Origin of the sequence: Gardnerella sp. DNF00983 (genome assembly GCF_049244265.1) — a bacterium.
Taxonomy (GTDB): Bacteria; Actinomycetota; Actinomycetes; order Actinomycetales; family Bifidobacteriaceae; genus Bifidobacterium; species Bifidobacterium vaginale_J.
Genome location: NZ_CP058392.1, coordinates 1,471,605 through 1,486,594, shown reverse-complemented (window position 1 = coordinate 1,486,594; position 14,990 = coordinate 1,471,605). Strand labels below are relative to the sequence as shown.

Here is a 14,990-nt window from a genome sequence, read left to right as displayed (position 1 = left end):
CTAATTTGCTCTTTACTATTAGGCAAAAAACGATGATAATAATAATTACAAAAACAAAAAAGAGATAGCGGTAACCCACAAAAGTGTATGGATATGAAATCCGTGGACGTTGGACGGGATATTTAAGACTTTAACCGTTGCAACGAGGATGTTGTGAAGATGAAACCGCAGATATTGTTTTTGTAGATAAGAGGCTCGCCAAAGTGGCGGGCCTCTTTTGATGTGAGTGCGATTTTACTGCTCACGCAGACTGTCGCGCGCATAAGGGAAACTATCAAAGAATAATTGTTGGAATTCATTTTCTTAGCTTCTTTGAAAATGAGAATATATTGTGTTCCATGCTGTGCTAATCGCAATTGCGAGTTGTGAATTTATTGACGCGTGATTACGTGTGTGGAGTTTGAAACAGGTAAGAAGGATCGAAGGACCATGCAACATTCGTTTATGGCAATGTTGGCTGCAGAATTTATTGGCACTGCTATTCTTATGATTTTTGGAAACGGTGCTGTGGCAAACGTTGAATTAAAAAATACTAAAGGACACCATGCAGGTTGGCTAAATATTGCTATGGGCTACGGTTTTGGCGTGATGTTCCCAGTGCTCATGTTTGGCGGAATTTCCGGCGCGCATATCAATCCTGCTATGACAATTGCGCAAGCTGTAAACGGCATGTTCCCGTGGAAGGATGTAGCTCCTTATATTGTCGCTCAGCTTTTGGGTGCGTTGGTTGGCCAGCTTATTGTGTACGTAACTTATTTGCCGCACTACAACGAAACTGAGGAGCCGGGAGCTATTCTTGGCACTTTCTGCACTACGGACGCTTATAACAACAAGCTTAATTACTTCCTTAACGAGTTCTTCGGCACGCTTGTGCTTGTTCTGGCTGCACTTTGCTGCCTAACTTCTCCATGGGGTGAGAAGAATTTGGCTGGCGCTTCAATCGTTGTTGGCTTTGTTGTGTGGGGCTTGGTAACTTCTATGGGTGGTCCAACTGGCCCTGCTTTGAATCCTGCTCGTGATCTTATGCCGCGTTTGCTTCACGCGATTTTGCCAATTCCGCACAAGGGCTCTTCTCGCTGGGGTGAAGCATGGATTCCAGTTATTGCTCCTATTGCCGGCGCAATCTTGGGCGTGGTTATGTACAAGTCGTTATTTGCATAAAACATTTGCTTTTAACCGCGATTGATTGCGGTTGATTGCGATTGTAAGAAGCGCGTAATGCTAGTATGAATGCGTTACGCGCTTTTTATTTTGCGAGCTTATGCTTTGCAAACTTGTGCTTATTAAGAAAGATATTGGAAAAGATATTAAGAAAAATTTTAAGAAAGACGAAATAATGTTTTCGAAGTCAACTATTGCAATTGGGCGTTTTGCGCCGACTCCTTCCGGGCGTATGCATATTGGCAATATGGTAGCAATGTTGGCTGCGTGGCTCTCTGCAAAATCGCAGGGCGGCCACATGCTTTTGCGTCTAGAAGATCTTGATATTGCGCGAATGCCGAAGGATGCTAGCGCGCGAGTTATTGAAGATTTGAAGTGGGCTGGTCTTGATTGGGGTGGCGAGCCAACTTATCAGCATGAGCGCACTGCAATCTACCAAGAAGCTCTTGATGCGCTAAAATCTTTGCAAGATGACGACGGAAATTCGTTAATCTACCCTTGTTTTTGCTCGCGTTCCGATATTCGTGCGATTGCAGCTCCGCAAGAAGGCGACGGTTTTATACGCTATCCGGGTACGTGCAGAAATCTTCGCAAAACTGCGCAAGGTTTGGCACAAATCGAAAAGCGTTTGCAAAATAATCAGCAACATTCTTTAAGGCTTGCTGTTCCCTCGGCTGATTCGCCGCAAGCAAATGTGAGTTTTGAAGACGCGATTTTTGGGGAGCAATCTTTTAATATTGACCGCGATTTGGGGGATATGGTGATTCGCCGAGCGGATGGCGTTTTTTCTTATCAGCTTGCTGTTGTTGTTGACGATGTTTTGAGCGGAGTAAATGATATTGTGCGCGGACGCGATTTGCTGCGTTCTGCAGCGCTTCAGATTTGGATTGGTGAGCTGCTTGAAAAATCGGGATTTTTTGCGGCTCACGGCGTGCGTTATGTGCGTCCGCAATTTGCGCATTTGCCGCTGATTGACAACGCACAAGGCGAGAGGCTTGCCAAAAGTAAGCACTCACTAGACGTCGGTGCGCTTCGTGAATCTGGCTGGAGCGCTGAGCGCATGATTGGCTATTGCATGTATCTTTTGGGATACAAAAAGCATGGTCAAAATCAGCCGGTAGATATGAGTGCTGCCGACGCGCTCGCGTTATTTAAAAGCCTTGACACGCCGTGGGATTCTGTTCGCGCAAACCTAGCTGACAAATCCGTGCCCTTCCTTGATTAAACTATGTAGTTAGGTTTGATAGATTGGGGCAATAAATGGCATATATGACGCAAAAAGATTTAGCGAATACTGAGGTCGATTGTGTTCGTGCGCGTCAAATTGCCGACGGCGTACACAGTGTGCAAGACGCCATTGTTCAAGCCGAATCGCATTATGGTCGCAAAGCTGAGTCGGTTACACTGCTTGCCGCAACTAAAACGCGAGATGTTGGCGAAATCATGGCAGCGCTCAGAGCAGGAGTGCGAGTAATTGGGGAAAATCGCCCACAAGAAATCGTTGCAAAAGCCGAGATTTTACGCGCACAAGCTGCTCGCGAGAATTTAAACGTTGGTGTGAACGGCGAAATTCCGCTCTACTTAATAGGTCAGCTGCAAAGCAATAAAATAAACAAAGTTTTACCACTTGCAAATGGTATTCAGTCGGTTGACGGCATTGAACTTGCGCAAAAAATATCTGCTCGCGCGCAAAATTTGGGACTTTGCACAGACGTTATGTTGGAAGTGAACGTTTCGGGAGAATCTACAAAATCCGGGTGCGCTCCCGAACGTGCGATTGACGAAGCTCTCGCTATATCTAGCCTGCCTGCGCTTAATTTGCGCGGATTTATGACGCTTGGAGCGCGCGTGGATGATGAAAAAATAGTGAGAAGTGGTTTCGCAAAATTGCGAGAAATTAGAGATTGTGTGAGTGAACAACTCGCGCAGGATCATGATGGAAACTCTGCAAAACTAGAGCTTTCGATGGGAATGTCCGGCGATTTTGCGTGGGCGATTGCCGAAGGTTCAACAATGGTTAGAATCGGTTCGGCAATCTTTGGCCCACGAGCATTTGTGTAGTTTTAAGTCAAATTGATGATTTTAGTTACGCATGCACAATCACATTGCGCAGCGAGCCAATGCCATCTACGTGCACGATAGCTTCGTCACCAGCGCGCAAAGTTCCAGCCGGGTATGGAGTTCCTGTCAAAATCACATCTCCTGGAAGAAGCGTTGAGAAGCTTGAAATTGCGGCAATTTGCTCAGGAATACTGTGAATAAGTCGAGATGTAGTGCCGTCGGCTTCTGGCACATTTTCACCATTAAGCGTAAATGAAATATGTGCATCGCGCCAATTTAGCTCGGTTGTAATCCAAGGTCCAAGTGGGCAAGAAGTGTCGAAGCCCTTTGCGCGCGTCCACATTGGGTCGCTTCCTGCGCAATCTCGTAAAGTTACGTCGTTTACGCACGTAAAACCAAAAACGTAATTCATTGCGGTATCTGCCGTTACGTTTTTGGCGATTTTGCCCATAACGACTGCCACTTCTGGCTCAAAATTCATGTCGTTTGAGCAAGCAGGAATCACAATCGGATCGTCCGGACCAATCACAGAAGTACTCGGCTTTGTAAAAATCACCATGTCTGCAGCAGTATGCGAAGAAGCCGCAGAAGAGGTAGCGCGCTCGTCATCGGAACGAGTATCGTAATTTTTTGCCAATCCGTACACTTTTGACGGAATTACAGGCACAAGCAAGCGCACGCCATCGGCATCCAATGCGTAACGTTTACCAGTTGGCTTAACTCCTTGTGGACTTAAAGGATGACCTTCAAGGGCTACTAAATAATCTTTACCGTCGGTTTCGTCTTTTTGAACGAAAGCGTATTGCGGAACTTCATTATACGAAAAACGTGCAATTCTCATGTTTTTAAGATTACGACATATTTACTACTTAATTAGAACCTACTTACTCATTAACTAAACTTGATTGCTACTTAATTAAATTATCTGCGTAAATTATTTGCGATTGAAAGTTCTTGAAAACAAAACTTGAGTCTAGTACACTCAAGTTTTAGGAATAAAGTTATAGGAAAATCTGTTATACGTATCAGATACATGAAAGTGAAAGCTCGTTAGAACTCGAAAGTATTGTCAAAAAGCTTGAAATTGCAACGAGAGTTGCAGCGAAAGTTGCAGTAAAAGTTGCAGCGATTTGACTTAACTGAAATGTGTTTTACAGCTTTCGTGGAAGTGAGGTAGATATGGAACAAAAGTTTACAACCCTAGCACAAGACGCATTAAGCGACGCTGTGCAGAGCGCGGCGGCAGCTGGCAACGCGCAAGTTGACACCTTGCATTTGGCGGATGCTTTGCTTCGTCAAGAGCAGGGAGTTGTACGCGCGCTTATTGCGCAAACGGGGGCAGATGCGCAACAAATCGGTGCTGAAATTCGTAACGCATTAGTGGCATTGCCTTCATCTACTGGCTCAACTACAACTAAGCCAGATGCAAGTCGTCAGCTTTTGGCTGCGCTAAGCCAGGCAGAAAAAGAAATGCGCGCAATGGGAGACGAATACGTTTCTACGGAGCACATGCTTATTGGCATAGTTGCAAGCGCGCCGAATGCAGTTGCGGATATTTTCAAAAAGCACAACGTTTCCGCAGACGCGTTGCGCAAGGCTGTGCCAACTGTACGTGGAGGCGCGAAAGTGACAAGTCCGGATGCTGAAGGCAACTACAAAGCGCTCGAAAAGTATTCTGTTGATATGACTGCGCGCGCTCGCGAAGGAAAGCTCGATCCAGTAATTGGTCGCGATCAGGAAATTCGCCGCGTGATTCAAATTCTTTCTCGCCGCACGAAGAACAATCCTGTGCTAATTGGCGAGCCGGGCGTTGGTAAAACGGCAGTTGTAGAAGGATTGGCTCAGCGAATTGTGGCAGGAGATGTGCCTACGACTTTGCAAAACAAGCGTCTTATCAGTCTCGATTTGGCTTCGATGGTTGCAGGTTCGAAGTATCGCGGCGAGTTTGAGGAACGCTTAAAAGCAGTGTTGAAGGAAATTCAGCAATCAGACGGTCAAATTATTACGTTTATTGACGAAATTCACACTGTTGTTGGCGCGGGATCTGCAGAAGGTTCAATGGATGCTGGCAATATGCTTAAGCCAATGCTTGCGCGCGGTGAGCTGCGCTTGGTCGGCGCAACTACGCTTAACGAGTATCGTGAGCATATTGAAAAGGATTCCGCTCTTGAGCGCAGATTCCAGCAAGTATTCGTCGGCGAGCCATCTGTTGAAGATACGGTGACGATTTTGCGCGGACTTAAGCAACGTTACGAAGCACACCACAAGGTGACGATTAGTGACGATGCAATCGTAGCTGCAGCAACGCTTTCAAACCGCTATATTACTGGCAGACAGCTTCCAGATAAGGCGATTGATTTGGTGGATGAAGCGGCAGCTCACTTGCGTATGGAGCTTGATTCTCAGCCAGAAGAAATCGACGAATTGCAGCGCAAAGTTACGCGTCTTGAAATGGAGGAAATGCAATTAAAGAAAGCGGAAGATGCTGCTGCTAAAGAACGCTTAGAAAAGTTGCAGGAAGAATTGGCAAACTCGCGCGAAAAGCTTGCTGGTTTGAAGGCGCGTTGGGATGCTGAAAAAGCTGGCCATAACAAGGTTGGTGATTTGCGAGCGCAACTCGACGCTAAGCGCGTAGAAGCCGACAAATTCACGCGCGAAGGCAACTTGGAGCAAGCAAGCCGTATTTTGTATGGCGAAATCCCAAGCATTCAAAAAGCTTTGGAAGAAGCGGAATCGCAGGCTGCTAACGCTAAGAGTGAAGCGAAAGAGCCGATGGTTCCAGATCAGGTTGATGCTGATTCTATTGCTGGAGTTGTTAGCGAATGGACGGGCATTCCTGTTGGTCGCTTGATGCAAGGCGAAAATGAGAAGCTGCTCAACATGGAAAAGGAGCTTTCTAAGCGCGTTGTTGGTCAAAGCGAAGCAATTCAGGCTATAGCGGATGCTGTGCGCAGAAGCCGTGCTGGAATTGCAGACCCGAATCGCCCGACTGGTTCGTTCCTATTCTTGGGTCCTACTGGCGTTGGTAAAACGGAGCTTGCTAAGGCTCTTGCCGACTTCTTGTTTGACGACGAGCGTGCAATGGTTCGCATTGATATGAGCGAGTACATGGAAAAGGCTTCCGTTTCGCGTCTAATCGGTGCTGCTCCTGGTTACATTGGCTACGAGGAAGGCGGCCAACTTACTGAAGCCGTGCGTAGACGTCCGTATTCTGTAGTGCTTTTTGACGAAGTTGAGAAGGCGCATCCAGAAGTATTCGACGTTTTGTTGCAGGTTTTGGATGATGGTCGTTTGACTGACGGTCAGGGTAGAACGGTTGATTTTACGAATACGATTTTGATTATGACATCAAACTTGGGTTCGCAATTCCTTGTGCAAGAAGGCTTGGACGATGCTGCTAAACGCAAGGCTGTTATGAATGCTGTTCACGCTGAGTTTAAGCCAGAGTTCATCAACCGTTTGGATGAGCTTGTTATGTTCCATCCGTTGAGCCGCGAAGAGCTTGGTGGAATTGTGGATATCCAAGTTCGTCAAGTGGCTGCACGCTTGAGCGACCGCCGCATTAGCTTGGATGTGAGTGACTCTGCTCGAGCTTGGCTTGCAGAGCATGGCTATGATCCAGTTTATGGCGCTCGTCCGTTGCGTAGATTGGTTCAAACGGAAATTGGCGATCAGCTTGCGCGATTGCTGCTTTCCGGCAAGGTGCATGATGGTGCTCGCGTAGTTGCGGATTGTGAGAATACTAGCGACCATGTGATCCTAAAGATTGCGTAGTGCCTGCATTCTTTAATGTAGTCAAATAATGTAGTCAAATCGAACAAAGCGTGCTGTTTATTGGATTATTTTCCAGTATGCAGCGCGCCATTTTTGTATTAGATAATGCACGTGTTTAATTATGTTTTAAAAGTCAACTCAATAGTGTTTAATAGAACGTATGTTCGATAATATTGTGATGCTTGTTTTAATGGTGGTTACTGTAGCAATAACCGCCATTGTTGTGCTGGCTATTGTTAAGCACAACTCTGGAACGCAAGGCGCTAATGGCGTAAACCAGCGCGAATTTAACGAATTGCGCTCGCAGTATGAACAAGCGCGCGCTCAAGCACAAGAAAATGGCAATCAGGCTATACGGTATCGCACGCAAGCAGAGCAGCTTGCTGAGCGATTAAAGTTTGTTGAAGCAGAACTTGCTAAGGCGCAGCAAGCAGAGCAATTGCGAGTGAATCGCGAAGAGCAATTGCGCACAGAGCGAGAAGAACGCGAACGGTTAAATCGTGAAAAAACTTTGAAAGAGCAAGGTAAAGTTTTGGAAGCGCTTGCTCCAGTAAAAGACAATCTCGAAGCTTTGAAGAATAAAGTTTCGCAGATTGAAGAAGGACGCAAGCAAGAAATGGGTGTGCTGAGCACTCAGCTTAAAGGCTTAAGCGAGCAGCAAACAAGGCTTGACCGCGAAACAAGTTCGCTTTCTGCAGCATTGCGAAATAACAAGGTTCGCGGAGCTTGGGGCGAGGCTCAGCTAAAGAATATTGTGGAATCCGCAGGCTTGCTTGAACATGTTGATTTTGATACGCAGGTTGTTGTAACTGGAGTAAATGGCGAGCAGCAGAGGCCGGATATGGTTGTGCATCTGCCAGGAGGCAAAACAATTCCAGTTGATGCAAAAGTTCCATATGCGGATTATCAACGCGCTTGCGAAATACCAGATAATGCAAGTGACGAAGAATTAGCTAGAAGGAACGAGCTTCTAAAAGCGCACGCTAAGGCTTTGCGAGAGCACGTTAGAGTATTGGGAGCTAAAGCATATTGGCAGGCTTTTGAAACAGCACCAGATTTTGTAGTTGCATTTATTCCAAACGAAGCGTTGCTTCAGGCAGCTCTTGAGGCGGATCCAACGCTTATGGATGATGCTTTTGCGCAAAAAGTAGCACTCACTTCGCCAGTTACTTTGTGGGCCGTGCTTAAGTCTGTTGCGTACGCATGGCAGCAGCAAAGTCTTACAGATGATGCAAAAGAACTTTTCGATTTATCTCGAGAATTGTACGATCGCTTTGCAGTTCTTGGAGAAAATGCTTCAAAACTTGGCGTATCTTTGGCAAGAACAGTTGCAGCTTACAATAAGTTTGCTTCCTCGCTTGAATCGCGAGTGTTGGTAACAGCGCGTAAACTTCAGAAGTTAGATCAAAGTAAAGTTATTGCTTCAATAGATCTTATAGATTCTGATAAAGCTGATGTTAAAGAGCTGAGCGCTCCGGAAGTATCAGTAGAAGATCGTTAAGCATAAAAACATCAAAGCATCAAAAATTGAAGAACTCTAAACGCTAAGGAGTGTAATAATGACGGAATTACAAGAGGAACGCGCTGAGCTTAAGCGCATGCTTTGTGCTGATATGATTGCGAAACCATTTAGTGAACTGTTTTCTGTTACATTTGCTCAGCGTGGCTCCAAGTTGGTTGGTGATGTTCTTTTTGATGCAATTGAGAAAGCTGGGTATTCGTTAGAACGCGATGTTGACGCTGTTGGCGCGTTAACTGCTGCTGCGGTGCCGATGGTTTTTGCGCTTATTCATGCTGCAGAACGTAAAGGAATTGCACTCGACGGCTTTGTTATGGATTTTGTTTTTCCTGCAACAAAAGGCCCGTCAGTTAAAGGCAAGCGAGTGCTGTTGCTTGACTCTTGGCTTTCTGAAAAATCGTATGTTCAAACTTCTTCGCTTGTGACTTTACGACACGGAAATGAATTAAGTCTTGATTTTGGCATTGTTAATCAGCAAGGCGCGCAAATTCTTGCTATAGTTGCATTAATTGGTGGTGTTGACGCCGACGAACAAGGCGCAAGGCATCTTCAATTAGTAAATCCAATAAGTGAGGAGAGTACTAAAATGGCATTTGTTCAAGCTTTCGATGAAGAAGAATTACGTGCAGATGCAGATCACGACGATTGCTGCAATGACAACTGCTGTGGCGGTCATTGCGAGGTTAAATGCACTGGTGATTGCAAGCATGATGGTTGCACTGAGCCTTGCTGTGAAGATAACTGCTGTGGTGGCCATTGCAAAGTAGAGTGCACGGGTGATTGTGCTCATGATGGTTGCACTGAGCCATGCTGTGAAGACAATTGCTGTGGCGGTCACTGCAAGTCAGGTTGCACAGGCGATTGCGCAACTGACGGCTGCCAAGACTAGCTGCAATTACTAGCTGCCAATACTAAGCAAAAGTATTAAACGGAGCAAAACTCACACATGCACGAACCGAATCCAATTACTTTGGCTGCAAAAGCTTCCGATGAGCCAGAATTCCGACCTATAGGAGTTGGCCCATGGGAAGAAGAGCATCCAGGTGAACCTCGTCCAGATAATCCAGAATCGCCAAATTATGATGCGCGGTTTAGCACTGAATTATTAGACGAAGGCGACCAGCGTAACGTTTTAGATCGCTACCGGTACTGGAAAGTAGAAGCCATAAAAGCGGATCTCGATTCTAAAGGCCGTCATGAGTTTGAAGTAGCTGTAGAAAATTGGACTCACGATTTCAACATAGGCTCTATGGTTCGCACTGCAAACGCGTTTACTGCGAAAAAAGTGTATATCGTAGGGCCTCATAAATGGAATCGCAAAGGCTCGTTAATGACTGAGCTATACCAATACGTTGAGTGCTGCCCAACTATTGAAACTCTAGTAACTAATTGGCGCGAAAATATGCTTAAAGAAGCAGAAGAAGCGCATCAACTTTTGCTTAAAGCACAAGCAGAAGGCAATAAAGAAGCCGAAAAAATCGCAAATATTAAGGAACAAGACGCTAAAAACGCTCGCGTTATAGCGCTTGATATTATTCCAGGCGCTGTTGCTATGGAAAACTACAAGTTCCCTAAACGTTGCCTTATGCTTTTTGGTGCGGAAGGTCCAGGTCTTTCTAAAAAAGCGTTAGAAATGGCGGATGACGTTGTTTATATTTCGCAATTCGGCTCTGTTCGCTCGCTAAACGCAGGAGCTGCTGCGGCTGTTTCCATGCACGCGTGGATTGCGCAACATGCAGCACCAAATTGCTGAATCTTAATTAAAAACTTAATTAAAAACTTAATTAAAATTTCAGCAGCAAAATTTCAGCAGCAAAATCTCAACAAAAATATTAATCAAAACGCAGTAGCTTGTACTTATAAACGTTTACATTTAATCTATATTTTTTTTATTTGTGATACTGTTAAGTTATGTTAGAATTCCAACATATTACAAAGCGTTTCGGCGCAAAAACAGCGCTTAACGACGTTTCTTTCGTCGCCGAAGACGGTAAAGTCACGGGCTTTTTAGGTCCTAATGGCGCTGGTAAATCTACTACCATGCGTTGCGCGTTAAATCTTATTCATGCCAATAGTGGCACTTCTCTTATTGACGGAAAGCCTTACGCAAAAATCGCATCCCCAATGACGGAAGTTGGCGCAGTTCTTGATGCAAAGTCTGCTCACAGAGGTCGAACGGCTTACAATCACCTGTATTCACTGGCTTTAACTCACGGAATATCAAAGAAACGTGTCGATGAAGTCATTGATATTACTGGTTTAACTAGCGTAAAAAATCGCAAAGCGGGGTCCTTCTCGCTCGGTATGAGCCAGCGTCTTTCGATTGCGGCGGCACTTTTAGCAGATCCGCACAATCTTATTTTGGACGAGCCAATTAACGGTTTGGATCCAGAAGGCGTTAAGTGGGTTCGCGAATTGTGCAAGTATTACGCAAGCCAAGGTCGAGCAATACTACTTAGTTCGCACTTAATGAGCGAAGTTGCGCTTACTGCAGATAACTTGGTTATTATTGCGCATGGCGAAATTTTGAAGCGTACAACAGTACAAGATTTTGTTAATGCACATTCGCAGCACGCTGTGCGACTTGTGACTCCAGAAGGCGAAAAGCTAAAGTCTGTGCTTGCTCAAAATCATCCTGAATGCAAGATTTTGCAAGATGTTCGCACTCCTCAAGACGTTCAAGAAGGCGAGCTCCTCAGAATAACAGGATGCGAGCTTAATCAGCTTGCTCGCGAAATTGCAGATAATCAAATCATGGTTTATCAGCTGAATCAAGAGCATGCATCGCTTGAGGAAGCGTATTTGGCTCTTACACATGGCCAAGAGCAGTACGCAACAAAAGCATTGCCAAATGCTACTGCTGCGACTGAAACGCAATATGCAGATGGAGGAAGCGCAAAATGAGTGGGCAAATTAATCAATCTGTTAGTCAATCTGTTAATCAAGAAACAAGCAGCTCTTACAAAACCGGCAGAAGCATGAACGCTCAGCACTTACGCCTTACATTTATGCACACGCTTAAATCTGAAATTGTTAAGCTGCGCGGACTTGCGTCTACGTGGTGGTGCATGGCATTAACAATTGTTTTGCCAGTAATTTTCAGCTTTATAATCGCGCTTGTGCAGAAAGCAATGTCTAAAGTTGACATTAAGAATGGAGCAAATCAAAGTAAATCAAGCGCTGCAATTACTGTTGGGCCGAGCAATAAAAGTGACCTTATTGCATCTCAAGAAAGCATTTTCCGCTTGGTCATTAGCTTTGCTTCTGTATTTTTGATTGTTTTGTCGATTTTTGCAGTGCTCGCTGTAACCGCGGAGCATTCTACAACTTCGATTCAGGCTTCTCTTACTGCTGTACCTAGAAGGGGTATGTTTTTTACGGCTAAGTTTATTGCTGTTGCAATCTACGTTTTTGTGGTTCAACTTATTGCAATGGCAGTTTCGTTAGCTGCTGCAGAATTAGCTTTTATGGGAGATAACATTTCCGGATTATCGGGAAGCAACGTGTGGAAATTGCCGCTTACTCTGTTTCTTGGATCTCCTGCAATTATGGTTGTTGTAGCAGCAATGGCGTACGGTTTTGGCATGATTTGCAAGTCAACTGCTGGCGGAATTATGTGCGTTATTGGAGCCGTGATGATTTTGCCTAGTGTTCTTAGCATTATTATGTTTGCAAGCAATTTCGCGAAGTGGAATTCAATACTTATACAGCTTTTGCCAGCCACAGCGGTGGGGAAATTCTTGGGCGGCTCCCCTAATTCGGGTGCACAGCTTCCACCAAACGCATATATTTTCACATGGTGGCAGTCCGGTTTAGTGGTTCTCGCTTGGGGCGTAGTTATGTACGTAATTGGCTACGTAATTGAAAAGCACCGCGATATTTAAATTATAGTAAGTAAAATAAAAAATAACCCCCGTTCGATTGCAATCATTACTGAGCAAACGAGCGGGGTTTATTTATTGCAACTTTTGCCGATACTAGTTTTAATTCTTTTTGCTAGAAGTAAAGCGCCCACTGCAAATAGCATAACGCCCCGAGCAACCATAGCAATAATAGATGGCACTAATTCTGGCACTAAGCTCATTGTGCATTTTCTTGAGAATCCTGATCGTTTTGTTTCTTTTTAGCAAATTGAGGATGAGCATACTCTGGACCAATATAAGAAGTATCAGGCAATGGCAGCTCGTTTGTAGGCTTAGCTTGCTGCGGTTGTGCATACTGAGGTTGCTGCGCGTACTGCTGCTCATAGTATGGTTGCTGACCGTATTGCTGATTGTAATATTGTGGTTGTGCGTACGGTTGCTGCGCGTACTGCTGACCGTATTGGATTTGTTGTGGTTGTTGCGCGTATTGCTGCTCATATTGTTGTTGTGCGTATGGTTGCTGCGCGTACTGATTTTGTTGAGCGTACGGTTGCTGTGCATATTGCTGTTGCGCGTACGGTTGTTGAGCGTACTGATTTTGTTGTTCATACGGCTGTTGCGAGTACGGTTGCTGAGCGTACGGTTGTTGCTCATATTGTTGTTGCGCGTACTGCTGTTGAGCGTACTGCTGACCGTATTGGATTGGTTGTGGTTGTTGGGCGTACGGTTGTTGCTCATATTGTTGTTGCGCGTACTGCTGTTGCGCGTACGGTTGTTGAGCGTACTGATTTTGTAAGTATTGTGGAGTCTCCTGCTGCGGTTGAATAGGTTGTGGCTTTTGAGCTGACAAGTCAGTTTGAGAGGCTTCTTCTATTACGTTGGCGTGTAGCACAGGTGCAGGTTTGGCTTGAGGCTCAGGCTCGGCTTGTAGCTCGGGTTCAGATTGAGGTGCAGGTTGTGTCTCAGCTGGTGTCTCGGGTTCAGATTGAGGTTCAGGTGCAGGTTTGGCTTGAGGTTCAGGTTCAGGTTCAGGTGTTACTTGCACGGCAGGCTCAGTATTTGCTTGCACTGCAGACTCAGGTGCTACATTTGTTTCATGCTCTGTCGTTGGCTGCGTATCAAGCTCAGGGGATACCTGTGCCTCAGGCTCAGTAGTCACATGCGTTTCAACCGCGATTGTTTCCTTAGGCTCAACTGCTTGAGGTTCTGCAACTGCCTTAGGTTCAACTGCTTTAGGTTCTGCATATATATGAGATTCTTCCGTCAGCTGAGGCTCTACTTCTGCCTTTACTTCTGTCGCTACTTCTGTCGCTACTTCTGCCTTTACAGTTGTATTCTCTGTTGTTAATTGAGTCTCTGTTGTTAGTTGAGTCTCAGAAGTTAATTGAGTATCAGGCTCATTTTCAGGCATCAATTGAGGCTCAGGCTCAGTTAACAATTGAGGATCTACTGCCGCATCTTGCGTTAATTGTTGTAGTGAATTTAGCGGAGTCGTTTCATTGTTGATATTATTAGGGATTTGTTCTTGAACATATACTCCTGTAGGATTCTGGTATTTTTGTTCATTGTTATAAACATATAGAGGTTTGGACACGTATGCTGCGTTGTCTCCTATTGTCGCCATATACGCATCTTCGAGTGAAACGCATTCTTTACTTAACTGATATGTAAGTAATTGTTTATTGTTAAAGAATTGCGCCAAATCTGCAATATTTGCATTATCTATAACGAAAGCTGCGCCTTCCTGCACGTCTTCGCTTTTGTGCTCAACTTGCATAATAGAGCATTCGCTATGCTGAGATTGCATAATGTCAAATAGCTTTTCTGGTTCAGGAGTAATAACTCGTACAGTGTTTTGAGAATATGCAGCAAGCAAATCTGCCACGCTTGTTTTTTGTAGAATCTCACCATGCGCAATAATAACAAGATCGTCTGCAATAAGAGAAAGCTCACTAATGTTATTAGTGCTGATAAGTACTGCGCCGCCGCGTTCTGCATAGTATCTGCAGATTCCGCGCAACCATTTAATTCCTTCGACATCTAAACCATAGAATGGATTATCTAGTATAAGGTTATGAGGGTCTGCGAGAAGCGCTGCGGCTACTTCAAGTCGCTTGTACATGCCGGTTGACATTTCTTTGATTTTCATATTCTGTATAGAGCTGATTCCAGCAATATCCAGAGCTTCTAATATGCGATTTTTTGGAATTTTACAATATTTCGCAACGAATGTGAGCTTTTTTATAGCACTAGTATTTCTGTAATTATCTTTTAAATCTAATACAGTGCCGACTGTTTCTATTGGGGAATTAAGCTTTTTGTATGGGACGCCGTCGAATAATGCTTCACCTTCATTGGATTTTATGAGTCCCAATGCGCAATATAGCGCAGTTGATTTTCCAGAACCGTTAGGTCCAACAAATCCTGTAACTTTACCATTTTCTGCTACAAAAGAAATATTATTTAGTACTTGCTGTTTTTTATAGTACTTGGATATATTCTGTATCTCTAACATAACTAAATCCTACTGCGTAATTTTAAATAAATCTATTATTATTGCTAAACCCCACCCGGTTTTTTAGGTTCTTGTTGAACTTGCAACCGGATGGGGT

At 44.7% G+C, this 14,990-nt stretch carries 11 protein-coding genes; 9 read left to right on the top strand and 2 right to left on the bottom strand.

The genetic code is table 11. The features are described from left to right. Window positions 1–429: 429 nt before the first annotated feature. The 3 genes from HXT34_RS05855 (at window position 430) to HXT34_RS05845 (ending at window position 3,222) form a co-directional block, all read left to right on the top strand. Window positions 430–1,161 (top strand): MIP/aquaporin family protein, encoded by a 732-nt coding sequence (locus HXT34_RS05855; protein ID WP_391496139.1) that lies wholly within the window; start codon window positions 430–432, stop codon window positions 1,159–1,161. 175 nt (window positions 1,162–1,336) lie between these two features. After that, window positions 1,337–2,386 (top strand): glutamyl-Q tRNA(Asp) synthetase, encoded by a 1,050-nt coding sequence (locus HXT34_RS05850; RefSeq protein WP_415689403.1) that lies wholly within the window; start codon window positions 1,337–1,339, stop codon window positions 2,384–2,386. 35 nt (window positions 2,387–2,421) lie between these two features. Next, a complete protein-coding gene (locus tag HXT34_RS05845) occupies window positions 2,422–3,222 on the top strand; it encodes a YggS family pyridoxal phosphate-dependent enzyme (RefSeq protein WP_421784820.1) in 801 nt (266 codons plus the stop codon). A 25-nt stretch (window positions 3,223–3,247) separates the two neighbouring features. Here HXT34_RS05845 and HXT34_RS05840 read toward each other — a convergent pair whose 3' ends face one another. Further along, a complete protein-coding gene (locus HXT34_RS05840) occupies window positions 3,248–4,063 on the bottom strand; it encodes a fumarylacetoacetate hydrolase family protein (protein ID WP_415687075.1) in 816 nt (271 codons plus the stop codon). Between the two features lie 338 nt (window positions 4,064–4,401). On the opposite strand from HXT34_RS05840, the gene clpB reads away from it, so the two are divergent. The 6 genes from clpB to HXT34_RS05810 all read left to right on the top strand — a co-directional run bounded on the left by clpB (window position 4,402) and on the right by HXT34_RS05810 (window position 12,399). Further along, the gene (gene clpB / locus HXT34_RS05835; RefSeq protein ID WP_421784818.1) at window positions 4,402–6,996 is read left to right on the top strand and encodes an ATP-dependent chaperone ClpB; all 2,595 of its coding nucleotides are present in this window, start codon (window positions 4,402–4,404) and stop codon (window positions 6,994–6,996) included. A gap of 160 nt (window positions 6,997–7,156) precedes the next feature. Beyond that, complete coding sequence (rmuC, locus tag HXT34_RS05830; RefSeq protein ID WP_421784816.1) at window positions 7,157–8,497, top strand: DNA recombination protein RmuC; 1,341 nt, start codon at window positions 7,157–7,159, stop codon at window positions 8,495–8,497. Between the two features lie 58 nt (window positions 8,498–8,555). Further along, the gene (locus HXT34_RS05825) at window positions 8,556–9,404 is read left to right on the top strand and encodes a hypothetical protein (RefSeq protein ID WP_019260609.1); all 849 of its coding nucleotides are present in this window, start codon (window positions 8,556–8,558) and stop codon (window positions 9,402–9,404) included. 57 nt (window positions 9,405–9,461) lie between these two features. Further along, window positions 9,462–10,268, top strand: coding sequence for a TrmH family RNA methyltransferase (locus HXT34_RS05820; protein ID WP_060785806.1), 807 nt, complete (start codon window positions 9,462–9,464; stop codon window positions 10,266–10,268). 158 nt (window positions 10,269–10,426) lie between these two features. Beyond that, on the top strand, window positions 10,427–11,419 hold the full coding sequence (locus HXT34_RS05815) for an ATP-binding cassette domain-containing protein (protein ID WP_421784814.1): 993 nt from the start codon (window positions 10,427–10,429) through the stop codon (window positions 11,417–11,419). Beyond that, the gene (locus tag HXT34_RS05810) at window positions 11,416–12,399 is read left to right on the top strand and encodes an ABC transporter permease subunit (RefSeq protein ID WP_415688976.1); all 984 of its coding nucleotides are present in this window, start codon (window positions 11,416–11,418) and stop codon (window positions 12,397–12,399) included. Before HXT34_RS05815 ends, HXT34_RS05810 begins: the two co-directional genes overlap by 4 nt. 196 nt (window positions 12,400–12,595) lie before the next feature. Here the strand turns inward: HXT34_RS05810 and HXT34_RS05805 are convergent, their stop codons facing one another. Further along, window positions 12,596–14,893 carry an ATP-binding cassette domain-containing protein gene (locus tag HXT34_RS05805; protein ID WP_421784811.1) on the bottom strand — a complete coding sequence of 766 codons (2,298 nt, stop codon included), beginning with the start codon at window positions 14,891–14,893 and terminating at the stop codon, window positions 12,596–12,598. Between the last annotated feature and the right edge of the window lie 97 nt (window positions 14,894–14,990).